This is a genomic window from Lentibacillus halodurans, from assembly GCF_900112045.1.
Taxonomy (GTDB): domain Bacteria; phylum Bacillota; class Bacilli; order Bacillales; family Amphibacillaceae; genus Lentibacillus; species Lentibacillus halodurans.
The window spans coordinates 32,789-56,845 of the sequence record NZ_FOJW01000014.1; the positions used below are offsets into that span (position 1 = coordinate 32,789).

At 41.8% G+C, this 24,057-nt stretch carries 23 protein-coding genes; 19 read left to right on the plus strand and 4 right to left on the minus strand.

The window, feature by feature from the left end:
* Nucleotides 1-74 precede the first annotated feature (74 nt).
* The 7 genes from BM195_RS14855 (at nt 75) to rpsR (ending at nt 5,030) form a co-directional block, all read left to right on the plus strand.
* Nucleotides 75-1,100, plus strand: a complete 1,026-nt coding sequence (locus tag BM195_RS14855) for a YkvI family membrane protein (RefSeq protein ID WP_090240265.1) — start codon at nt 75-77, stop codon at nt 1,098-1,100.
* Between the two features lie 69 nt (nt 1,101-1,169).
* Nucleotides 1,170-2,075: a mechanosensitive ion channel family protein gene (locus BM195_RS14860; RefSeq protein WP_170848277.1), complete on the plus strand. Its 906-nt coding sequence runs from the start codon at nt 1,170-1,172 to the stop codon at nt 2,073-2,075.
* A gap of 13 nt (nt 2,076-2,088) precedes the next feature.
* On the plus strand, nt 2,089-2,286 hold the full coding sequence (locus BM195_RS14865; protein ID WP_090240270.1) for a DUF951 domain-containing protein: 198 nt from the start codon (nt 2,089-2,091) through the stop codon (nt 2,284-2,286).
* Between the two features lie 212 nt (nt 2,287-2,498).
* Nucleotides 2,499-3,599, plus strand: a complete 1,101-nt coding sequence (ychF, locus tag BM195_RS14870) for a redox-regulated ATPase YchF (RefSeq protein WP_090240273.1) — start codon at nt 2,499-2,501, stop codon at nt 3,597-3,599.
* Nucleotides 3,600-3,936: 337 nt separating this feature from the next.
* A complete protein-coding gene (rpsF, locus tag BM195_RS14875; RefSeq protein WP_090240275.1) occupies nt 3,937-4,227 on the plus strand; it encodes a 30S ribosomal protein S6 in 291 nt (96 codons plus the stop codon).
* Between the two features lie 16 nt (nt 4,228-4,243).
* The gene (gene ssb / locus BM195_RS14880; RefSeq protein WP_090240278.1) at nt 4,244-4,708 is read left to right on the plus strand and encodes a single-stranded DNA-binding protein; all 465 of its coding nucleotides are present in this window, start codon (nt 4,244-4,246) and stop codon (nt 4,706-4,708) included.
* A 91-nt stretch (nt 4,709-4,799) separates the two neighbouring features.
* The gene (gene rpsR, locus BM195_RS14885) at nt 4,800-5,030 is read left to right on the plus strand and encodes a 30S ribosomal protein S18 (RefSeq protein ID WP_090240281.1); all 231 of its coding nucleotides are present in this window, start codon (nt 4,800-4,802) and stop codon (nt 5,028-5,030) included.
* Between the two features lie 48 nt (nt 5,031-5,078).
* Here rpsR and BM195_RS14890 read toward each other — a convergent pair whose 3' ends face one another.
* The 4 genes from BM195_RS14890 to BM195_RS14905 are packed head-to-tail and all read right to left on the minus strand — an operon-like array spanning nt 5,079 to nt 7,696.
* A complete protein-coding gene (locus BM195_RS14890; protein ID WP_090240284.1) occupies nt 5,079-5,702 on the minus strand; it encodes an ATP-binding cassette domain-containing protein in 624 nt (207 codons plus the stop codon).
* Between the two features lie 33 nt (nt 5,703-5,735).
* On the minus strand, nt 5,736-6,413 hold the full coding sequence (gene modB, locus BM195_RS14895; RefSeq protein ID WP_090240287.1) for a molybdate ABC transporter permease subunit: 678 nt from the start codon (nt 6,411-6,413) through the stop codon (nt 5,736-5,738).
* Between the two features lie 12 nt (nt 6,414-6,425).
* Nucleotides 6,426-7,196, minus strand: coding sequence for a molybdate ABC transporter substrate-binding protein (modA, locus tag BM195_RS14900; RefSeq protein ID WP_090240290.1), 771 nt, complete (start codon nt 7,194-7,196; stop codon nt 6,426-6,428).
* 11 nt (nt 7,197-7,207) lie between these two features.
* On the minus strand, nt 7,208-7,696 hold the full coding sequence (locus tag BM195_RS14905) for a DUF1189 family protein (protein ID WP_090240292.1): 489 nt from the start codon (nt 7,694-7,696) through the stop codon (nt 7,208-7,210).
* A gap of 466 nt (nt 7,697-8,162) precedes the next feature.
* Between BM195_RS14905 and BM195_RS14910 the strand changes: the two genes are divergently transcribed.
* From BM195_RS14910 to BM195_RS14965, 12 genes are all read left to right on the plus strand, one after another.
* Nucleotides 8,163-9,110, plus strand: coding sequence for a YybS family protein (locus BM195_RS14910; RefSeq protein ID WP_090240295.1), 948 nt, complete (start codon nt 8,163-8,165; stop codon nt 9,108-9,110).
* Nucleotides 9,111-9,137: 27 nt separating this feature from the next.
* Nucleotides 9,138-11,111, plus strand: coding sequence for a DHH family phosphoesterase (locus BM195_RS14915; RefSeq protein WP_090240299.1), 1,974 nt, complete (start codon nt 9,138-9,140; stop codon nt 11,109-11,111).
* Nucleotides 11,108-11,554 (plus strand): 50S ribosomal protein L9, encoded by a 447-nt coding sequence (gene rplI / locus BM195_RS14920; RefSeq protein ID WP_090240302.1) that lies wholly within the window; start codon nt 11,108-11,110, stop codon nt 11,552-11,554. Before BM195_RS14915 ends, rplI begins: the two co-directional genes overlap by 4 nt.
* 55 nt (nt 11,555-11,609) lie before the next feature.
* Nucleotides 11,610-12,983, plus strand: a complete 1,374-nt coding sequence (dnaB, locus tag BM195_RS14925) for a replicative DNA helicase (RefSeq protein WP_090240305.1) — start codon at nt 11,610-11,612, stop codon at nt 12,981-12,983.
* Between the two features lie 542 nt (nt 12,984-13,525).
* A complete protein-coding gene (locus BM195_RS14930; protein WP_090240308.1) occupies nt 13,526-14,812 on the plus strand; it encodes an adenylosuccinate synthase in 1,287 nt (428 codons plus the stop codon).
* Nucleotides 14,813-15,302: 490 nt separating this feature from the next.
* Complete coding sequence (locus tag BM195_RS14935) at nt 15,303-16,793, plus strand: peptidoglycan DD-metalloendopeptidase family protein (RefSeq protein ID WP_244535779.1); 1,491 nt, start codon at nt 15,303-15,305, stop codon at nt 16,791-16,793.
* A 194-nt stretch (nt 16,794-16,987) separates the two neighbouring features.
* The gene (gene yycF, locus BM195_RS14940; RefSeq protein ID WP_090240312.1) at nt 16,988-17,692 is read left to right on the plus strand and encodes a response regulator YycF; all 705 of its coding nucleotides are present in this window, start codon (nt 16,988-16,990) and stop codon (nt 17,690-17,692) included.
* A gap of 9 nt (nt 17,693-17,701) precedes the next feature.
* A complete protein-coding gene (gene walK, locus BM195_RS14945) occupies nt 17,702-19,528 on the plus strand; it encodes a cell wall metabolism sensor histidine kinase WalK (protein ID WP_090240313.1) in 1,827 nt (608 codons plus the stop codon).
* Complete coding sequence (locus BM195_RS14950) at nt 19,528-20,838, plus strand: YycH family regulatory protein (protein WP_090240316.1); 1,311 nt, start codon at nt 19,528-19,530, stop codon at nt 20,836-20,838. The genes walK and BM195_RS14950 overlap by 1 nt, the downstream gene beginning before the upstream one ends.
* Complete coding sequence (locus BM195_RS14955) at nt 20,839-21,762, plus strand: two-component system regulatory protein YycI (RefSeq protein ID WP_090240319.1); 924 nt, start codon at nt 20,839-20,841, stop codon at nt 21,760-21,762.
* A gap of 6 nt (nt 21,763-21,768) precedes the next feature.
* On the plus strand, nt 21,769-22,554 hold the full coding sequence (locus tag BM195_RS14960; protein WP_090240324.1) for an MBL fold metallo-hydrolase: 786 nt from the start codon (nt 21,769-21,771) through the stop codon (nt 22,552-22,554).
* Nucleotides 22,555-22,621: 67 nt separating this feature from the next.
* Entirely contained in the window at nt 22,622-23,839 is a 1,218-nt protein-coding gene (locus BM195_RS14965) for a S1C family serine protease (protein WP_090240326.1), read from the plus strand.
* The last annotated feature ends 218 nt before the right edge of the window (nt 23,840-24,057 follow it).

A 24,057-nucleotide genomic window follows, 5' to 3' on the forward strand; every position in this document is an offset into this window, starting at 1 on the left:
TCCAGAAACATATTGGTATTAGTATACGGAAAAAATTATCAAACTATACGTAGAAATGTGATGGAGGCGTAGCGATGTTGCGAGCAGGTCTGAAGTGGATGTTTTTAATAATCGGCACAACAATCGGGGCTGGTTATGCGTCTGGAAGAGAGTTATGGCAGTTTTTCGGCCATGAAAGCGGTCTTGCAATTCTGTTATTTACCGTGTTTTTTTCAGTATGCTGTTATGTCATTATGCATGTAAGCTATCAGCAGCAATCAAGTGATTATTTACCGGTACTTCGTGATATTGTAGGGGACAGGCTGACAAAAGTATACGATGTCATGATATTTTTATATTTATCAACGACAACGGTTGTAATGATTGCAGGAAGCGGTGCAACCGGACAAGCATTTGATTTTTCCTTCTGGTGGGGCGTTCTGGTTATAACGGTCGGTCTGATTGCTTTGTTTTTAAAGGACATCAGTGGCTTGCTGGCGATGAATCAAATCGTATTGCCATTATTGCTTGGTGGTTTGTTATTTATATTATTATTATTTACAAAAGATCAGGGGCTGAATGTACTGTCCAATTTGAGTGAACAGCGGAATTGGACAGCAGCATTTCCATTTACGGCATTGAATATATTGCCGCTGATTGCAGTGTTAGGCGCGATTGGCAATAAAGTCAAAACGAAGCGGGAAATATATATTGCGGCATTCGGAAGTGGATTAACATTGGGTGTTATCTCCTTTATTTATAACAACAGCTTAATTCAGATTGCAGATGAGCTGCTTTTATATGAAATCCCATTATTTGCTATTTTAAAGCACTACCCATTTGAAATACTCATTTTCATGTCGGTTCTTTTATGGTTTGCGATTTTTACAACAGCTGCTTCAGGTATCTTAGGTATTGTATCGAGATTGCAAAATGTTTGGAATGCGCCGATTTGGTTATTGGCAGCAGTGATCATTGTTGCGATGGTGCCACTGACAACATTGGGATTTTCCACGCTGATTAACTATATTTACCCGGTTTATGGTATTTTAAATTTATATGTTTTAACACGACTACTGCTTTATCCATTATGGCATAAGACTGGTCATAAGCGTGTTTGATGTCGCTTTTCTTTTCATAATGGGACGGTTATTGTAAAATCTATTTATATAACAACTGCCGGAGGTTTTATGGTGGATTTTATGAATCGTAAGTTAACCGAGTTATGGGGATATGTAACAGGTCTGGATCTCTGGATTACGATTGGTGAGGCATTATTAAAGGCTATCACGATCTATTTGCTTGCGGTCGTTGTGGTCCGTTTAGGCAGCAGGGTGATAGAACGTGTTTTTGAAAATCGTACAAAGAGGCCTTTTCGAATAACAGAAAGACGAGAAATAACATTAAAAAAGCTCATGAAGAATGCCCTGAAATATACGGTTTATTTTATCGCTATTATTATGATATTGGATGGGGCATTTGGTTTGCCAATCAGCAGTTTATTGGCTGGCGCGGGGGTAGCAGGCCTTGCGATCGGTTTTGGTGCGCAGAATTTGGTGCGGGATATCATTTCCGGTTTCTTCATTATATTTGAGGATCAATTTTCAGTAGGGGATTATATTCGGACATCCGATATTGAAGGCACAGTGGAGGAAATCGGCATGCGCACTACCAAAATACAAAGCTGGACTGGTGAGCAGCATATCCTCCCCAATGGCAACGTGACACAGGTGACGAATTACTCGGTGCACAATGGCCTTGCAATTGTTGATGTGAATGTTCCATATGAAAGTGATGTAGCTGCTGCTGAAAAAATCATCGAGGAGGTCGGACAAACCCTGCCTGATCAATATGAGGAAATTGTTCGCACGCCGGAGATTATTGGTGTACAAACGCTTGAAGCATCCTATTACGTGATACGGCTTATCGCAGAGACGCTCCCCGAATATCAGTGGGCCGGTGCCCGCATTATCCGGAAAGAAATCAAGGAAGTTCTCTATAAACAAGGGATCGAAATACCAGCGCCACGACTTGTCATGTATTCAAGACATCAGGAGCCTGCTTCTTCTGAAATAGAACGCGATCGGGAAATGTAAGGGAGGAATGATGATGGCAGATAAAACGTTCGGATTAAATGATATCGTTCAGATGAAGAAACCGCATCCTTGCGGTGAAAACCGGTGGAAAATCATTCGTATGGGGATGGACATCCGGATCAAATGCATGGGTTGCAGCCATAGTGTCATGATTCCGAGAAAAGAATTTACTAAAAAAATGAAAAAAATAATCGTCAAAGCGGAAGCATAATTTGTCCAAATTTTTTTTAAAACCGCCTCAAATATAAAATTTATGGTGAACTGATATACAAGAATTCAATTTTACAGCGCAATTCATTAAAAATAAGCATTTATAAGTGCTTATTTTTATTTTTTCATTGCTTGTCATTTATTCGTCTTCTATCTATAATTGATATGACTGACGCGTTCATATGAATGGAATCCTTAAGGAGTGAAAGTTACATGTCATTGACAGCAGGAATCGTCGGACTTCCAAATGTAGGCAAATCAACATTGTTTAATGCCATCACACAAGCGGGTGCTGAAGCGGCCAACTATCCGTTTGCAACAATCGATCCGAATGTGGGCATTGTGGAAGTTCCTGACGATCGCTTAAATAAATTAACGGAATTGGTCAAACCGAAAAAAACAGTTCCGACAACATTTGAATTTACGGATATTGCCGGAATTGTGAAAGGAGCAAGTCAAGGAGAAGGGCTGGGCAATCAGTTTTTATCCCACATTCGCCAGGTGGATGCCATTTGCCAGGTGGTCCGCTGTTTCCAGGATGACAATATTACACACGTATCAGGCAAAATTGATCCGATCGATGATATTGAAACCATTAATCTGGAACTGATTCTGGCAGATCTGGAAACTGTCAGCAAACGGCTGCAGCGGGTAGAAAAAATGGCCAGACAGAAGGAAAAGGAGGCCGTGGCAGAATATAACCTGCTTGCAAAATTGAAAGAAGGATTGGAAGCAGAAAAACCTGTACGGGCCCTCGAATTTTCCGATGAAGATTGGAAACTGGTAAAAAATCTTCATCTGCTGACAAGCAAACCCGCTTTGTATGCAGCGAATGTAAGTGAAGATGATGTGCAAGATCCAGAAGCAAACGAAGAAGTACAAAAAGTAAAAGAATATGCTGGTCATGATAATGCTGAAGTGATTGTAGTCTGTGCTAAAATTGAAGAGGAAATGACCGAATTGGAATTGGAAGAAAAAGAAATGTTTCTCGATGATCTGGGAATAGCGGAGGCCGGACTTGATCAGCTTATAAAAGCATCCTACAACTTATTGGGATTGGGAACGTATTTTACAGCCGGTGAACCGGAAGTACGTGCGTGGACATTCCGTAAAGGGATCAAAGCACCACAGGCAGCAGGAATTATTCATACAGACTTTGAACGTGGCTTTATCCGTGCGGAAACCGTTTCTTATGAAGATTTGATTGAAACAGGGTCAATGGCCAATGCACGGGAGAAGGGCAAGGTGCGCCTGGAAGGTAAGGAATATGTTGTTCAAGATGGTGACGTGATTCACTTCCGGTTTAATGTGTAGCAAAATGAAATAATCGTGTTGGTCCGTGCCTGAACCGTTATGCTGCTTAAAGCATCGACAGGCATGTCTGCCGAGTCCGATTACGCTGCAGTTGAGAGGCGCGTATACTTCATCGAAACACTGTAACGTGACGAGCACCAGTTTATGTCAACTGTGATGCAGAACGAAGCAGTATCGCATGTGAAATGTTAAAATGTATAACAAATCAGGATCTCTCGAATGCTTGTTTTTTAAGGTGTTTTTTGGTATAATACACCATTGTGAGTAATAGAATCAAGATTACTCCTTGCTCTTTTCATAGTAAAAGAGCCGCTAAGACCAAAAGGAGGTGTAACGGATGAGAAAATACGAAATCATGTATATCATCCGCCCGGACATTGAGGAAGAGGCTCAAACCAAGTTAATTGAGCGCTTCAATAACGTGCTGACCGATAACGGGGCGGAAATTGATAAAGTTGATGAAATGGGTAAGCGACGCCTTGCGTATGAAATCAACGATTATCGTGACGGATATTATGTTGTCATTAACTTCAGTGGTGATGAAAATGCCATTAATGAATTTGACCGTCAGGCGAAGTTCACAGATGACATCATCCGCCATATGGCAATTCGGGAAGATGATCAATAAATAGGGAGTGGTTCTGATGTTAAATCGTGTCGTATTAGTTGGCAGATTAACGAAGGATCCTGATTTACGTTATACACCAAACGGCGTTGCAGTAGCCAATTTTACGGTAGCAGTCAACCGTCCTTTTTCAAATCAGCAAGGGAATCGGGATGCCGATTTCATTAATTGTGTTGTTTGGCGGAGAGCTGCTGAAAATTTGGCAAGCTACATGAAAAAAGGCAGTATGATTGGTGTGGACGGCCGTTTGCAATCACGGACCTATGAAGGCCAGGATGGGAAGACGGTCTTCGTAACCGAAGTTGTAGCAGATAGTGTTCAGTTCCTGGAATCAAAAGGAGCTTCACAAAACAAAGATCAGCAATCATCAGGATTCCAGCCAAACCAGAATCAGAACCAGACAAATCAATCACAAAATAGCGAAAATCCGTTTAAAGACAACGGAGAGCCTATTGACATATCAGACGATGATTTACCATTCTAGAGGTTAGAAGCAGCAGATTTGGAGCCGATTACGTTACCGGTATGGTATGCAATCTGACACTTCTTTCCTGATAAAAAAAGGAGGGTTACAAATGGCAGCTCGTCGCGGTCGTGCAAAGCGTCGTAAAGTGTGTTACTTCAAAGCGAACGGTATTACACACATCGACTACAAGGATGTTGATCTTTTGAGAAAGTTCATTTCCGAGCGTGGAAAAATTCTTCCCCGCCGTGTAACTGGAACTTCTGCAAAATATCAACGTAAACTGACAAAAGCAATCAAACTTGCCCGTCAAATGGCATTATTGCCATATGTAGCGGAATAATGAAAATGAAAACCCGATTCACGTGATAAAACAGCGTAGAATCGGGTTTTATTGTGGACAGAACAATTGACCATTATCGATTCTTAAAATCAGATCTCCAAGCTTTTCTGCCTCTTCTATATCATGAGTAACCAATACGATAGGTATGTTCCATGATTCATGCAGCCGTATTAATTCATCCTGACATGCCAATTTTGTGTGAATGTCCAATGAAGAAAAAGGTTCATCCAGTAGCAGTGCTTTCGGTTTTGTTACCAATGTACGAACAAGGGCAACCCGCTGTTTTTCGCCACCGGAAATCTGATGAGGGTAGCTGCCAAATAAATGCTTGATCCCCATTAACTCAGCAAGATGGTGCAGCAGCTGTTCATCTTTCATTCCGTATCGGATATTTTTTTCAACCGTCATATGCGGAAATAAGGCATAATCCTGAAATAAGTAGCCAATATGGCGTTTTGCGATGGGCATTGGTTTTTGCTTTCCGTTGTATAGATTTCGTTTATTTAGTTTGATTTGTCCGGAGTCAGGGTGGATCAGTCCGGCTATGCAATTCAATATGGTCGTTTTACCGGCGCCTGATGGCCCAAATAATACCACGATTTCGCCGTCAGCCTTAAAATGGACATCAAGTAATAATGATTGCAGTTTTTTTTGTATATTGACCAGAAGCATGATTCATTCCCATCCCTATTATCCCAGTGTAAGTTATTGATTACTTGTCAACCGTAATATATTTCGTTCGCTCCACCAATTCAGCCATAAAATCGCACCAAATCCAATCATCAGAATGCTGATGACCCAGAATAGTGCCACATCTCTATTTCCCGATTCTACCGCAAAATAGATAGACAGTGGAATGGTCTCTGTCTGATTGGGAATATAGCCGGCAATCATTAAAGTAGCGCCAAATTCACCTAATGCCCTGGCAAAGGTCAAAACCAGTCCGGCCAATAAACCCGGCCAAGCAAGCGGGAAAGAGATGCTCCAAAATACCCGCCACTTGGATGCTCCCATCGTCAGTGCAGCATGTTCAATATTTCGATCGTATTTTTGAAAAGAAGCTGCAGCACTCTGATACATCAATGGAAAGGCAACGACAATGGCTGCTATAACAGCACCTGTCCAAGTAAACACAATTTGAACATCAAACCATTGTAAAAGCCATTTTCCAATCGGTCCATTGTTACCGAATATGTAGAGCAGTCCAAATCCAACAACAGTTGGCGGTAATACTAACGGCAGCATCAGCAGTGATTCAAGGATACGCTTTCCCGGGAACCTTCTTCGCGTTATGATTCTGGCGAAAAACACACCTGTAACAAATACAATGACAGTTGCCATACTGGCAATTTTCAAAGACAAAAAAAGTGGTGTTAAGTCCATTCATATACCCCTTTAACTGGTGAATCCATGTTCCTGCAAAATGGATTGTGCTTCGTCTGTCTGCAGAAATTGAATAAATTGCTCAGCCTTTTCCTTCGATTGACTTGCTGTGGTGACGGCAGCTGGATAAAAGATTGGATCATGCAGCTTGTCATCAATGGTTAGCAGTTTGTTTACCAAACCGGATCGCTCCAGATCACTGGCATAAACAATGCCAATATCTGTATTTCCGGATTCAACATATGTCAGCGTTTGCTGTGCATTGTTCGTGTACACAAATTTATTGTTCAATGATTCCCAAATACCGCTTTGACGCAGTGTCTGCTCGGCATAATTTCCGGCTGGCACACTTTCCGGTTCACCAATTGCAATTTGTTCCGTATCAAGGGTTGTTAAGTCACTTAACGCGTTAATCGAAAATGATTTGTTCTGACTGGAAATCAGGACAAGTCTGTTTTGAATAAAATCGGTCCGTGTATTCGTAACAATCATATCTTCATCTGTAAGTTGATTCATCCATTTTTGATTGGCAGAAAGGAATACATCAACCGGAGCACCTTGTAATATCTGCCGGGAAAGTTTACCGGATGCACCATAATTTAACGTTAATGTTGTGCCCGGGTGTTCTGATTCGAATGCTTCTTTAAGCTCAGAAAGGGTATCGGATAAACTTGAAGCAGCAGCTACAAGTATCTCTGTTTCATTTGATTCTTCCTGATTCGAGCAGCCGGCTAAAAGCAGCAAACCGATTATTAGAAAAACAGATATCTTCGTATTTCGCATAACTCAAACTCCTATTTTCGGATTTTACGCTTCGGATAAACGGTTATCATTTTGACCATAAATAGAAATGAATACAGAATAAATAGTCCCGCAAAGACATGATTAATGGAAAAGAAGAATGCAAGTATGGTGTATATAATAAATGGAATGGTTGTTGTGTAAGCACTCAGTTTCCATAGCATCGAAAACCGGATTTTACGACCCAGTAATTTGGCAATGCCCGTACCTGAAAATGCAATAAGTGAAATAAACAAAAAAACGATAATGGTTAACGGTAAATAATAAAATATAAAAAAATAAATGAGCAAGAATAACAGATTCATATCAGCACCGGCACCACTGTTGCTGGTAAGCTGATCAACGAATGATGGAATGGAGACTAACAACAGAAGGATAAACAAGTACACGACTGTGATGTCCATGCCAATCCGGTTTAATGTAAACATCGCTTGCTTGTCGGGCAATTTGATACTATTTAAAAACGTTCTTAAAAATATCACATTTTTCATCTCCGGTTACATGATCGTACTATAGCTTCATTATAATAAAAAACATCATTCATAGCACATGTGAACTATGAATTTTCCTTGAAAAATAGCTTCGACAAATTTCCAGATAATATTTCCCGGGCAATAAAGTGAAACTTCAGAGGGGTGTTTCGCCGGACAGGACGTGACGAACTTAGCCTGCCTGTCAATTAATCCCCGAAGTCTGTTATTGATCAGATTTCAAATCATGATCGGGGGTTTTACTGCCAGTTACATGCGGGATAAAGTGAAACTTCATTCAGGGAAAGGGCGTATCACGTGTTCAGGGACGCCACGTTATAATTAGCATGCCTGCAAAATCCGGGGAAATTGTTTCTATTATTTTAAACACCAAATATAACTTAAATCGTGTTATCATATAACAATAAGGTGACCACCTTATTGGTTTGGAAACAAATTACTGAAGAGGGTGCAATGAATGAATCAATCCAAACAGCTGACAGATGGGGCACTATTAACAGCAGTATTTATGATATTAATGCTTATTGCGACCTTTGTTCCTGTTATCACATTAATCGCAACCTTTATACTGCCTGTACCCTTTATTTTATTTGCTTCCAGGTATGATTGGAAGCCGTCAATGGTTATGCTGATTGCTGCCGCCATTCTATCATCACTGCTTACATCCATTTTTTCACTGCCAATTCCAATTTTAATGGGAATTGGAGGAATGATGATTGGAAGCGCTATTCACAGAAATTTAACTGCGTATGAAACTTGGGCACGGGGAACAATTGGATTTGTGGTTGGAATAGTGCTTGTTTTCGTGTTCAGCCAATATATATTTCAAATGAACCTGGTAAATGAAATTAATCAGATGATTCAACAGTCCATTACCATGAGCCAGGATGTTATGGAGCAGTTTGGTCTTAATGAATTGACTGAAGAGCAAATGGGGATGGTGACAGAACAACTTGGGGTGCTGACGGATCTACTTCCGGTATGGATAGCGATTGTGGCACTATTGCTTGCATTCGTCAGCCAATGGGTGAGTTATAAAGTCATTAACCGGACAGAAAATAAGCAGTTACATTTTCCGCCATTCCGAACACTTAGACTTCCGGTTTCATTAATCTGGATTTACTTTTTTGCGTTAATCATGTCATTTTTCAATCTTGATCAATCCGGAATGGTTTTTACAGCTGTTCATAATGTATTGATGCTTACGGGCATATTAATGACATTACAAGGTTTTTCTTTTATATTTTACTACGCTCATGCAAAGCATATGTCGAAAGCACTGCCGATAACCAGTATCATTTTAACCATATTTTTCCCATTTATCTTTCTTTACCTGGTTCGTCTATTAGGTATAATTGATATAGGATTTTCCTTGAGGGACCGCATTTCCAATCAAAAAAAGTAAGTGGGAGTTCAGGTAGGAGCTGATGATATGCAGGATTTTCAAAAGAAGCCAATGCTAAGCAGTCACTTATGGGTGATTTACTTGTTATCTGTTATACTGCTTGGCTTTGTCTGGTACTTTCAATGGATATTAGGACTGGTGCTGACTTTGATACTGGCTGCATCACTGTATTATAGTATACAGACAGAAAGTAAATTACAGCAGGAAACGGAAAACTATATCGCAACCCTCTCCCATCGTGTGAAACGTGTCGGGGAAGAAGCACTATTGGAAATGCCAATCGGAATCATATTGTATAACGAGGATTATAAAATTGAATGGGCAAACCCGTACATGAATCGTTTTACCAAAGACGACACACTCGTAGGATATTCACTCAATATGCTTTCGGATGATCTGACCTCAAAAATTAAAGAGAACGATGATGAAATATGGCTTGAGCTGGATGGATACCATTTTCAGATCACCATAAAAAAAGAAGAACGATTGTTATATTTGTCCGATCGTACGAAACAGTCTCAAATCCAGACACGTTATAACAATGAGAAAACGGTTATTGCCATTATTTTTCTCGACAACTATGAAGAAATCACCCAGAACATGGACGATACGTTAAAGAGTCAATTAAACTCTAAGGTAACATCTGTATTGAATAATTGGTCCAATGATTATGACATTTATCTGAAGCGCACATCACAGGATCGGTTCTTGGCCGTTTTAACAAAAGAGACGCTGGATCAGCTGGAAAAGGCGAAGTTCGATATATTGGATGAAGTTCGCGGGTTAAATGCAGAACAGAATATACCGATTACCTTAAGTATTGGGGCCGGCCTGGGTGACAGTCTGTTGCCGGATCTCGGTGAAATGGCACAATCAAGTCTTGATCTGGCATTAGGGCGCGGCGGTGATCAGGTCGTCATTAAAGATGATCTTGGTAAAGTCCGTTTTTATGGCGGTCGCACAAATCCGATGGAAAAACGAACAAGAGTCAGAGCGCGGGTTATTTCACATGCATTAAAAGATTTGGTCCAGGGAAGCGATAATGTTATTATCATGGGTCACAAAGCACCGGATATGGATTCATTTGGGGCTGCAATAGGCATTTTGAACATTGTGAAAGCCAATAATGTGGAAGGATATATCGTATTTGACCAGGATGACGTTGATACCGGTGTTTACCGGCTAGTTGAGGAAATCAAAGAAGAGCAAGAATTATGGGAGCACTTCGTTGAACCGGACGAATCGGAAGCTCTGATTACAAGCCGAAGCCTGGTTGTCGTTGTGGATACCCATAAACCATCCATGGTAGCAAACGAAAGACTTTTAAATAAAACAGAGTATAAAGTGGTAATAGACCATCATCGGCGTGGTGAAGAATTTATCGACCATCCGACACTCGTTTATATGGAGCCGTATGCATCATCAACAGCAGAACTGGTTACTGAGCTGCTGGAGTATCAGCCGAATTCGTTGAAACTGAAAATGCTGGAGGCAACAGCATTGCTGGCAGGTATCATTGTCGATACAAAAAGTTTCACGCTAAGGACAGGATCACGTACTTTCGATGCTGCCTCCTATTTAAGGTCAAAAGGTGCCGATACGGTATTGGTGCAGCGATTTATGAAAGAGGATCTGGATATATATATTAAACGAAGCAAACTGATTGAAAGAGCGGAAATATATCGTGATACCATTGCCATTTCAAAAGGAGTATCTGATGAAGTCTACGGTGGTGTTTTAATTGCACAGGCAGCAGATACATTGCTCACAATGAGCGGTATTAATGCATCATTTGTTATTTCCGAACGAGATGACGGGCGAATCGGGGTAAGTGCCCGTTCACTTGGAGATGTCAATGTGCAGGTCATCATGGAAAAAATGAATGGCGGAGGACATTTAACCAATGCTGCCACACAAATTGAAGATACAACGATTGAAGATACAGAAGCATTATTGAAGGATATATTAGAAGAGTATTTTACAGGAGGGGAAACCGAATGAAAGTAATATTCACGCAGGATGTAAAAGGGAAAGGAAAAAAAGGTGAAGTGAAAAATGTCTCAGATGGCTATGCACGCAACTATCTCCTGAAAAATAATCTTGCTCAAGAGGCCACCCCGGGAAATATGAAAGCATTGGAAGCGAAAAAGAAAAAACAGCAGCAGCAAGCAGAAGAAGAGAAAAAAGAAGCAGAACTTTTGAAGAATGAACTTGCCGACTCAACAATTGAAATAAAGGCAAAATCCGGAGACGGTGGACGACTGTTCGGTTCGATTACATCAAAGCATATTGCGGATGCTCTGAAAAAAGACTATGGATATAAAATCGATAAACGTAAAATTGAACTTGATACGCCAATACGATCACTTGGGTATACGAATGTTCCGGTGAAATTGCATCCGGAAGTTACCGGTACCATCAAAGTTCACGTTGTGGAGGAGTAAGCAGGATGTTTCATGGAACATCAGTAACGAGATCTCTCCACAAGGGGGGAAGAAGATGAGCGAACTTTGGAATGATCGTGTACCGCCGCATAATATCGAAGCAGAACAGGCTGTTATTGGTGCCGTCTTTTTGGAACCGGAAGCATTATCATCGGCTGCTGAGCGTTTAATGCCTGATGATTTTTACCGCGCAAGCCATCAACGGATATTTGATACAATGCTGAAGTTAACAGATAAGGGAGAACCGATAGACCTTGTTACGGTAACTACATCCCTGTCCAATGAAAAAAAACTCGATGAGGCAGGTGGAGTTGCTTATTTGTCTGACTTGGCAGGCAGTGTCCCGACAGCAGCCAACATCGATTATTACAGCAAAATTGTTGAGGAAAAAGCACTGCTCCGCCGGCTGATCAGAACGGCGACGGATATTGTAACGTCAGGATTTGCCAATGAAGATGATGTAGAAGAAGTGCTAAATGAAGCGGAAAAGAACATTCTGGAGGTGTCCAGCCAGAAGAATTCCGGAACATTTAAAGCGATTAAAGACGTTCTGATCGATGTATATGATAATATTGAACAGCTTCATCACCATGATGGCGACATAACTGGAATTCCGACAGGCTATCGTGATTTAGATCAGATCACTTCCGGTTTCCAGCGTAACGATTTGATCATTATTGCAGCAAGGCCATCAGTCGGTAAAACTGCTTTTGCCTTGAATATTGCTCAAAATGTCTCCATTAACACCGATGAAAGTGTGGCGATTTTCAGTTTGGAGATGGGAGCCGATCAGCTCGTTTCCCGTATGCTTTGTGCAGAAGGTAATATTGATGCACAGCGGCTTCGAACTGGAAGACTTGAGGCGGATGACTGGAGTAAACTGACAATGGCGATGGGCAGTCTTTCCAATGCCGGCATTTACATTGATGACTCCCCTGGCATCCGTGTCAGCGAAATTCGCTCAAAATGCAGGCGTCTGAAGCAGGAACATGGCCTGGGTATGATTCTGATCGACTATTTGCAGCTTATTCAGGGCAGTGGCAATTCCCGGGAAAACAGACAGCAGGAAGTGTCGGAAATCTCTCGTGCCCTTAAAGCTTTAGCACGTGAATTGAATGTTCCTTTAATCGCTTTGTCACAGCTTTCACGTGGTGTGGAGGCACGTCAGGACAAGCGTCCGATGATGTCGGACTTGCGTGAATCAGGAAGTATCGAGCAGGATGCTGACATCGTAGGGTTTTTGTACCGGGATGACTATTATGATCAGGAATCCGAGAAACAAAATATTATTGAAATCATCATCTCCAAACAGCGGAACGGCCCAGTCGGCAATGTTGAACTGGCATTTGTAAAAGAATATAATAAGTTTGTAGACTTGGATCATCGCTATAGTGACAGCGATGTGCCACCGGAACCTGTACAGGCATAAGACACAGGGACAAAAGTATATTAGCCAAAGATACATCCGAACGATGATTCCACTATGATGGGAACAGTTCGGATGTATCTTTTAGGTATGTTTGAAAATTTGTTCGCAAGATCCACCAACGGAGAAGTCACTTGGTCTTAGATTTGCTTTCCGAGAAGGCTGAAGTCTGCGCAGTATGCTGCCGGAGAGAATGATCGCACGCAACTAACATCAGAATGGAAGGGAGGCTGCACCAAGACAAAATGTCACGCTTTCGCAGTCGGTATCAACGATGAATAAGGATGTAACTGTTGAAAAAGTAAAATGCCGCAATTCCTGCCCTGTAATCGTTCGTCTTTAGCGTGGAAAGTTTTCATTGTGTCCGGCCTCTTTTTTTATTGATGCAAAAATAACAATCTATACTTTAAAGCTCATATTTAAACGAACGTTATAATAATATATTTAGACATTATTCGTTTTTATTTTGACATGCAGTATTTTTATTGATAAAATAACGCTGTTCACAAGGAAAACACAAATGTTAATGCATGCGGAGGTGCACTATGTCCTCAGTAGTCGTGGTAGGTACACAATGGGGCGATGAAGGAAAAGGAAAAATTACTGATTTTCTATCACAAAATGCCGAGGTTGTCGCCCGGTATCAAGGTGGCAATAATGCAGGCCATACGATTAAATTTGATGATATAACATATAAATTGCATTTAATTCCATCCGGTATTTTCTTCAGCCATAAAACATGTATTCTCGGCAATGGGATGGTCATTGACCCAAAAGCGTTTGCAGAAGAAATTGAATACTTGCATGAGCGGAATATCTCAACAGACAATTTGCGTATCAGCAACCGGGCACATGTCATTTTGCCGTATCACTTAAAATTGGATGCACTTCAGGAAGAGGATAAAGGCATCCATAAAATCGGGACAACGAAAAAAGGAATTGGCCCCGCTTATATGGATAAAGCAGCCAGAAGTGGTATCCGGATTGCAGATTTATTAGATAAAGAAACATTCCGCATGAAACTGGAACAAAACCTGAAAGAGAAGAATCGTTTGTTCGAAAAGGTTTATGAAGTGGAACCGATTCAGATTGAGGATGTATTGGACGCGTATTATGCATATGGACAGCAGATAGCAGAATATGTTTGTGACACGTCAGTCGTATTGAATGAGGTACTGGATGAAGGGCGTCGTGTCTTGTTTGAAGGAGCACAGGGCGTCATGCTTGATATTGACCAGGGAACCTATCCATTTGTGACTTCATCCAATCCGATTGCCGGCGGGGTAACCATCGGATCTGGTGTAGGACCATCGAAAATCAATCATGTGGTCGGTGTATCAAAAGCGTATACGACACGTGTCGGTGATGGTCCATTCCCGACAGAACTGCATGATACTGTAGGGGAGCAGATCCGTGAAACCGGTAATGAATATGGAACAACAACAGGACGCCCGCGCCGTGTTGGCTGGTTTGACAGTGTCGTCGTCCGTCATGCACAGCGGGTGAGCGGAATTACCCATTTATCCGTCAACTCATTGGATGTTTTAACCGGTATTGAAACGCTGAAAATTTGTGTGGCGTACAAGCATAAAGGAAATATTATTCATGAATTTCCGGCAAATCTCAGTGCGCTAGCTGAATGTGAGCCGGTATACGAGGAAATGCCTGGATGGAATGAAGACATTACAAACGTCCAAAACATCCATGAACTACCGAAAAATGCACGGCATTATTTGGAACGGATTTCCCAGTTGACAGAAACGCCTTTATCGATATTCTCAGTCGGACCGGACCGAAAACAAACAAATGTTGTTAGAAGCGTGTACAGCTAGATCATGCGTTTCAAATAGACCTCTATCCAAACGGGTAGGGGTCTTATTTGCGTATAAGGGAATGCTTACGGCAGAAAGAGGCAACGATCAAGTGAACAGCAAAATGATTCAAAATACGTCATAATATAGTAAATTCATCCTATTATCAATGCGAATTTTGTAATATAAATGTAAAATAGTATAGGAAAAAATCACCAATATCGTAATTAAATACTCAATAAGTCACATTTTACAATCAAATATATGTAAAAAATTGTAAGATATTATACAATCATATTACATTTGCACTGGTTCTATTTTATACTAATTGAAACTGTGGTAGATTTGGTTGTGGAAAATGAGAAAGTCTTACACTCACAGATAGCGTACTTGGGATAAATCTTTTCGTAACGTAAGAAAAAATACAGGATGGTTGATCTTATATTTTATAAGGAAATTCACGCACTCGCTAAAATGTGAGGCTAGGCTTTTGGTAAGGGGGAGTACAGTCTTGTTGAAAGAAAATAGGAAGACTGTGAGAAGATATACGGGAAAGCTGAATATGCTGACAAAAGTCGGAATGATGACGTGTATCGGTCTTTTGCTAACATTTACGACAGTATATGCAGATGATAACGGTAAACTGGAGAAAATATATCATGTTTATGTGGATGGAAAACATGCCGGGAAAGTTGATGACAAGCGTGTCATAGAGAACGTAATGCGCAGCAAAGTTGAAGAGAAGGAAGAAGACTTTGGTGACTATACGCTGACAGTCGGTGAAGAGGTATCATTTGTTTCTGAACGTGTATTCAATCCTGCATATAACAATAGCAAGGTAAGTGACCAGATCAAAGATACCCTGTCTATTAAGGCAGAGGCTGTTGAACTGAAAATAGCTGATCAGTCAGCTGGCTATTTTAAAAACAAAGAAACGGCTGAAAACGTATTAAAGCAATATAAAACAAAATACGCTGATGAAGAGATTCTTGAAAAGCTGTCTGCCAAAGAACAGGAAGATAGCAGCCCGGAATATAGGCAGCAGGCTCTCGTAAACGAAAAACAGGATGAGATAACATTGGATCCGGGTGAAACTGTTATTACAAATGTTATGCTATCGGAAAACGTTTCATTTGCAGAGAAAAAAGTTGACCCGGCGGATATTTTAACGGAAAAACAGGGCTTAATGATGCTTGAAAAAGGTACACTGGAAGAAAAAGTACATAAAGTCGAGAAAGGTGAAGTGCTCGGTGATATTGCCGGCAAGTATGATGTAACGATTGATGAGTTATTGGAATTAAATGACGGCCTGGAGAAAGATTCAATCCTGCAAATTGACCAGGAAATACATGTGACCGACTACAAGCCGTTTGTTGATGTCATCGTTCAAAAAGAACAAATGAAAAAAGAAACGATTGACTATGAAACAGAAATCATCGAGTCAGACGACTTGTATAAAGGTGATAAGGAAGTGAAACAAGAGGGGCAGGAAGGAAAAAAAGAAGTTCATTATGCACTGGAGATGACGAATGACAACGTAACGAACAAAGAAGTTGTTAACGAAAAAACGACAAAAGAACCTGTAAAAGAAATTATCATTGAAGGTACAAAAGTCGTACCGTCACGTGGAACAGGCGACTTGCACTGGCCGACAATTGGCGGTTATGTATCCAGCAATGTTGGCGAGCGCTGGGGGTCCATGCATAAAGGAATGGACATAGCACGTCCAAGTGACCGTTCCATATTAGCAGCAGATAATGGTACAGTTGTATCATCAGGCTGGGATGACGGAGGTTATGGCAATAAAATTGTGATTAGCCATAATAATGGGATGAAAACGGTGTATGCTCATCTTTCATCAATCAGTGTCAGCTCTGGCGAGACTGTAGAAAAAGGAAGCAAAATCGGAGTGATGGGATCAACAGGCGATTCAACAGGTGTTCACTTGCACTTTGAAGTTTATAAGAATGGCGCACTCCAAAACCCGCAGGATTATTTTTAGAAATGAACAGCAAAAAGACTGGCTCAATCATGGGTCAGTCTTTTTGCTGTAAGATTGTAAAATTTAATGCAGAACCGGCTTTTTCACCGATTTTATTTATTCTGATCGCTAATTTTTGACTTCTAATATAAGACATTTAAGTAAAAGTGCGATAGAATGGAACAAAGGAATGTTTAAAAAAGGAAGTGACGGTTATGGCTCATAAAGTATTAGTAGTAGATGACGAACAACCGATTGCAGATATTCTAAAATTTAATCTTGAAAAAGAAGGATATGAAGTCGTCATAGCTTATGATGGCGATGAGGCTATTCAGCTGGCGGAGCAGGAAACACCGGACCTGGTATTGCTTGATATAATGCTGCCGAATAAGGATGGCAATGAAGTATGCCGCGAAATCCGCAAGACACAGTCTATGCCGATTATCATGCTGACAGCCAAGGATGCTGAGATTGATAAAGTGCTGGGACTGGAGCTCGGCGCCGATGATTATGTGACAAAGCCGTTCAGTAACAGGGAAGTGGTTGCCAGGGTGAAAGCGAATTTACGCAGGCAGCAGCAAATTCCTGATGATGCGGTGAAGACATCCAAAAATATCGAAATTGGCCGGCTCGTGATCCATCCAGATGCTTATGCCGTAACTCGGGATGGCGAGCAACTGGAGCTTACTCACCGTGAGTTTGAGCTGCTTCATTACCTTGCCCGGCATATTGGACAAGTGATGACAAGGGAGCACTTGCTTGAAACGGTATGGGGATATGACTATTTTGGCGATGTCCGCACAGTCGACGTGACGATTAGACGCCTGCGGGAAAAGATCGAGGACAATCCAAGCAATCCGATGTGGATCGTTACACGAAGGGGCGTTGGCTACTATTTACGTAACCCTGAACAGGAGTAGGTCAATCCGATGCATAAAGTTGGTTTTTTTCGCTCAATACAATTGAAATTCATCATTATGTTCATACTCCTGCTGCTTGTCACAATACAGGTGATCAGTGCTTATTTTGTCCGCGGCCTCGAAACAGAACTGAAGGAAAACTTTGAAGAGTCAGTTGAGGCTAATGTTAGTATTTTAGAGGTGAACCTGGAGCAGGCATTCAGCAAAGAGCGCTCTGATGATGACGATGAACAGGGGCTCGCGAGTGAAGTGCAAAATATTGTAAGAGTTAATGATACAGCGGATATCATTAATATACAAGTTGTTGATATGCAGAGCAGAATTATGGCTGCAAGTGATATTTCCAACAGCAGCGATATTGGGAAGAAAACGACAGACGATTTTATCAACAATGTATTGCGATTTGGGGTTGAAGATAAAAGCAATGTGATTAACAGAGAAGGTAACCGGACTTACCGGCGGGCCATCCCGTTGTATGATCACGAACAAACACAGGTCGGTGCACTCTATATCGAAGCTTCGCTTGAAGGGGTATATGATCAGCTGGATGCTATAAACCGTGTTTTTCTGCAGGGCTCTATTTTGGCCATTACTGTATCCGCATTTTTAGGAATTCTGGTTGCCAGAACGATTACCAAACCAATCCAGGAAATGCGCAGACAGGCACAGACGATGGCACAGGAAGATTTTTCCCAAAAGGTAAACGTTTATGGTAAAGATGAAATTGGCCAGCTTGCCGAGTCGTTCAATGATTTAAATGCCAAGTTAAAGCATTCCAGGGCGCTGACAGAAGAAGAGAGACGCAAATTAAGTTCCGTCCTGTCCAATATGTCCGACGGGGTCATTGCCACCGACCGGAATGGTTTTATCACACTGTTGAATGATGCTGCCGGTATTCTGATCGGGTATGATCCGGAAGATGCCCAAGGTGAATTTTTGCTTGACGTTCTGCAGCTGGATGAGAACTCTGTCGATATCACGGAGTTGCCTGACAGCGGTTCGATGATCATTGACTTTAGTGATGAAAATGATATTTATCTGGTACGGGCCAAGTTCTCGACTGTTTCCGATGAGGATCATGATGTGACCGGTTTTATTACCGTACTCAGTGATGTTACTGAACAGGAGAAAATTGAGCGTGAACGCCGGGAGTTTGTCTCCAACGTGTCCCATGAGCTGCGGACACCATTAACAACCATGCGCAGTTATATCGAGGCGCTGACGGAAGGTGCCTGGGAGGACAAGCAAATTGCACCGAAATTCCTTGCTGTCACGCAAAATGAAACAGACCGGATGATCCGGATGGTCAATGACCTGTTGCAGCTTTCCCGAATGGATAATAAAAGTGAGTCACTGCAGCAGCAGCGAACAGATTTCATCAACTTTTTCCATGAAGTGATTGATCGTTTCGAGATGAATCTTTCAGAAGATATGAAACTGCAGCGCGACCTGCCAAATGAAAAATATGATGTTTGGGTTGATAAAGATAAAATGGTTCAAGTATTGGATAACATTATTTCCAATGCGATCAAGTACTCTCCTGAAGGCGGAACCATTCGCCTTCAGGTATCGAAACAGAACAGACAGCTGCTCGTGGCCGTATCGGATCAGGGCACTGGGATACCGTATGATAAGGTCGATAGAATTTTTGACCGTTTTTACCGTGCCGACCAGGCCAGGTCACGTAAACTTGGTGGTACAGGTTTGGGGCTGGCTATTGCCAGGGAAATTATTGAAGCTCACCATGGCAGTATTTGGGCAAAAAGTAAAGAAGGTAAAGGGACGACCATTCTCTTTACACTTCCGCTGGTAAACAAGAAGCGGAGGGGAAAATAATGCAGTTTGAAACAGTAAAATCATTTTTATTATGCGTACTGGTAGGAATTAGCTTATTGCTTACATTTGCCCTATGGAGCTACAAACCGGATATAGAAAGATTCACAGAGGATGTCGTTGAGGATAGTACAGACCTCGGCGGAACCGAGGAAACAATGGATAGTCTGGTTGCACCAGCATCCATTATCTTCTCGAATGGCGATAACTACTTCGGTTTCACGGATCCGAATGATCGTAAGTCTCTATACGAGGATATACAGTCATGGAGCTTGTATGACTTTCGGACAACAAGCAGTAACGGGCCGCCATCTGAAACGAATCAGGTGGAGATCGTTTTTCCAGATAGCATACCAATGGCGTTGGCAGGAAATTTATTTAAAGTCAACGGTGATGTCAATTTCCCTGAATGGGGGTTTGAGCGGATATTTATCACGTTTAATCAGGATACCAACTCAATGAATATGATTTTCCTGTCCGAAAACGGTGATCAGCAGGCGACAGCCGTCGTTAATAATTCCGAAAAGCATGAACGTCTATGGGAATACCTGACAACGTATGAAGGGTTGAGTGAGTTTTCAAGGGTTGAAACGGCGGGAAGGACATTTTATGTACCAAGTAATCGGGTGGAAGTCTCCACCAAGTCGATAGCGGTGCAAAGCATTAATTCGAGGCACATGGTTGATGCACTGTTTACGAATTCTGATCTAGTAAGCCGGAATCGGGTCAGTGAGAATGAAATCTATTTTACAGATAGTGCAAGGGGAATCATGCGCGTTTATCCGAACAGAAGAACGATGGAATTTCAAAATCCGCTTGAGACATCCTATGAGCAGATGGATCCGGTAGAATTACTGAAGCAGAGCAGCGCGAATATTAACGATCACCGGGGCTGGACGGATGATTATCATTTGATGGATCTCAATATTAATGGTTCTGCCAATACAGTAAGCTACCAGATGTATTATGAAGGGTATCCCATTTTTGGAAATAACTATTCATCCATCATTGAGCAGCAGTACCGGGCAGAAGTGTTGTATCAATATAATCGCCCATTATTTGATTTGGGAAACTACCTGGGGGAGGATGATTCCTCAGAGCTGATGTCAGGCAGTGAGGTTATCGATCACCTCGAAAACAGTTCTGATTACGATATGGAGAAGGTGTATGACATTAAGGTCGGTTATGATTTAACCTATCAGAGTGATGCTGACGCGATAACATTGGATCCGTCCTGGTTCATGGACTACAATGGAAGCTGGCAGAAAATTGATTTTCAGGATGATTCGCAGCAGCATAGGGAGGGAACTTAGGTGCAATGGAAGCAAATTAAAACGTTATTTATCCTTTGTTTTCTCATTTTGGATATTTATTTGTTAGTGATGCTGACGAATAAGGAAGATGAATCTGAATTTATGTTGCCGGAAACACCGGATGCCACATTTGAACAGCAATTGGAATCCGAGGATATTACGATAAGTGCTGACTTGCCTGAAGGGGAATTTAACCAGCCGTATATAACGCTGAGCCGACAATCATTTACTGAGGAAGAACTGGCATTTTTTGATGATCAGGATAACCAAGAGATGGAAGTGATGCATGACAATATAATCTTATCCCGTTTTGAGGATCCTGTTCCCATACCTAAAGATGCGGACAGCCCCTCAATCCAGGAGATCATTACAGACAGAGTTCTCTTATCCGAGAATTATACATTTGACAGCTGGAATAAGGATATGAATGTGCTTGTCTTTTTCCAGAAAAAAAACGACCGTCCTATTTATTACAATCAAAATGGCCTTCTTCTTGTTTATTTAAATGATGAAAATGAAATGATTTTCTATACGCAAACCATGCTTGGAGATGCTAGCCCTCGTGAGGAGATGAAGTCGCTGATTGAGCCGATGGGAGCGATCCAGACGTTATTTGACGGCAATAGATTGGAAAACGGAGATGAGATCACTGATGTCAATATGGGATTGCATACACGACTCCCGCTAGAGAGTGGTAAGCAGGTTTTTTCACCAACTTGGACGGTAACCGTCAATGACGAGGAGAATTTTTATGTAAATGCAATTGAAAATCAAATCGTTCCCAGTGATGAACTGACATTTATAACAGGAGAGGTAACCCATACGATCGAAACAATCCAGAACCTTGACGACAACAGTGAGATGGCAGATTTTGTATTAAGACACCTGAATCAGAAACTATCATCTACGCAGCAATCGGAGTGAAGTTACATGACATTACGTTTTAGTGTTCTGGCATCAGGCAGTACCGGAAATGCATTTTATATTGAATCGGATAAGGAAAAACTGCTGGTTGATGCCGGGTTAAGCGGGAGGCAAATGGACAGGCTGTTCGGGGAAGTGGCAGTTGACCCGTCGAGCCTGACCGGTATTCTGGTAACCCATGAGCATAGTGATCATATAAAAGGGCTTGGCATCATCGCCCGTAAATACAACTTGCCCATATATGCCAATGAAAAGACATGGAATGCAATGGAAGATGCGATTGGCACGATTTCCCTTGACCAGAAGTTTCACTTTGGAATGGAAGAGGTGAAAACGTTTGGTGATATTGATGTAGAATCATTTGGGGTGTCTCATGATGCTGTAGAACCCATGTTTTTTACTTTCCGCAATGACGGAAAAAAAGTGGCACTTGTAACAGACCTGGGTTATGTATCAGAGCGGATTAAACGGACCGTGGAAAATGCAGATGCTTACATATTTGAAGCCAATCATGATGTTGCTATGCTGCGTATGGGCCGGTATCCATGGAATGTTAAGCGCCGCATTCTTAGTGATTCCGGTCATGTTTCCAATGAGGATTGCGGAATTGCGCTCAGTGATTTGATCAGTAACAGGACCAGTCGTATTTATTTGGCCCACTTAAGCCAGGATAATAATATGAAGGATTTGGCACGCATGTCTGTTGACCATATTTTAACAGAACGCGGCATCAAACTAGATCTTTGTGATACAGATCCGAAAACACCAACCGCTTTATATGAAGTTGGTTAATAACATCTGTATTTAGGTAATACTATATAGAGATGCTTATAATCCTTTCTATAAAGGAGAAGGTTAAATGGGCTATTTTGACGATGACTACGGGCAGGAACAAACGAAAAAAAGGCGCTGGCTGTTTCCTGCCCTGATTGGAGTTTTTATTGGCATAGCTGTTGTGCTGGTTGCATTACCCGGTATCTTGGAGTCTGATATGCTGCCTGAAGCATGGACAGAGGATGCAGAAACCGTACAGGATGAAAACGGTAATGGTGCTCAGCCTGAATCCGGTGATTACGTGTCGGTTAATGTTTCTTCTCAAATAACCGATGTGGTCAATAACGTCAGTCCCGCAGTAGTTGGTGTGATTAATATTCAGCGGCAAGGAGATTATTGGCAGCAGCAGGATGGCCAGCAGCAAACTGAAGCAGGATCAGGTTCCGGTGTCATTTATAAGAACACGGATGGCAATGCATACGTCATCACGAACCATCACGTCATTCAGGGAGCAGATACAGTAGAAGTGGTACTGTCGGATGACACACGTATAGAAGCGGAAATTCTCGGAAGTGACCTGTTTTCAGATTTAGCTGTTTTACAGATGAATGGCGATCAAGTAAAGGATACGATCGAAATGGGAACTTCGGAAAACATCAAGGTTGGTGAGCCGGCCATTGCAATTGGCAATCCTTTAGGCATGTTTTTGGGTTCCGTGACACAAGGTGTGATTAGCGGAACACAGCGCACGATTCCACAGGATTTTAATCAGGATGGCCGTGCTGACTGGCAGGCTGAAGTTATCCAGACTGATGCTGCCATCAATCCCGGAAACAGTGGTGGTGCGCTGATTAATATTGACGGACAGCTGATTGGCATTAATTCGATGAAAATCAATCAGGAGGCAGTGGAAGGTATCGGTTTTGCCATCCCGATTGATACAGCGAGACCGATTGTCGATGAACTCGAACAAACAGGCCAGGTGACACGCCCATATATGGGTGTTGAAATTTACTCACTTGAAGAAGTTCCACAAACGGAATGGAGCAGCACATTGAATCTTCCGGATGAGGTAGAAGGCGGTGTCTACGTCTGGACTGTTGAACCCGGAACGCCGGCTGACCAGGCAGGACTGACACGGCTTGATGTGATTACAACTGTTGACGGAGAAGAAGTCATGAATATGATTGATTTGCGGAAGATTTTATACCAGGAAAAAGAGGTTGGTGATTCATTAACGGTCACGTTTTACCGGGACGGTCAGCAGCAGGAAGCCACATTTGAACTGGTTGAACAGCGTTAGCGTAAAACTTCTGTCAGTGCAGCAGATCTCGATGCACAGGAACGAGTTATTGTGACAGCATTGATATGGAAAATACTTCCGCAACGTTATATGAATAAAGCTATCCTTTCTTTGAGGATAGCTTTATTTTATAAATGATCCGGACATAACGAAAGTAAGGGGGCTTAAAAGACGACCAATCATCCGTTTTAGCGGAGGAAAGGCTGGGTGAGACCCCA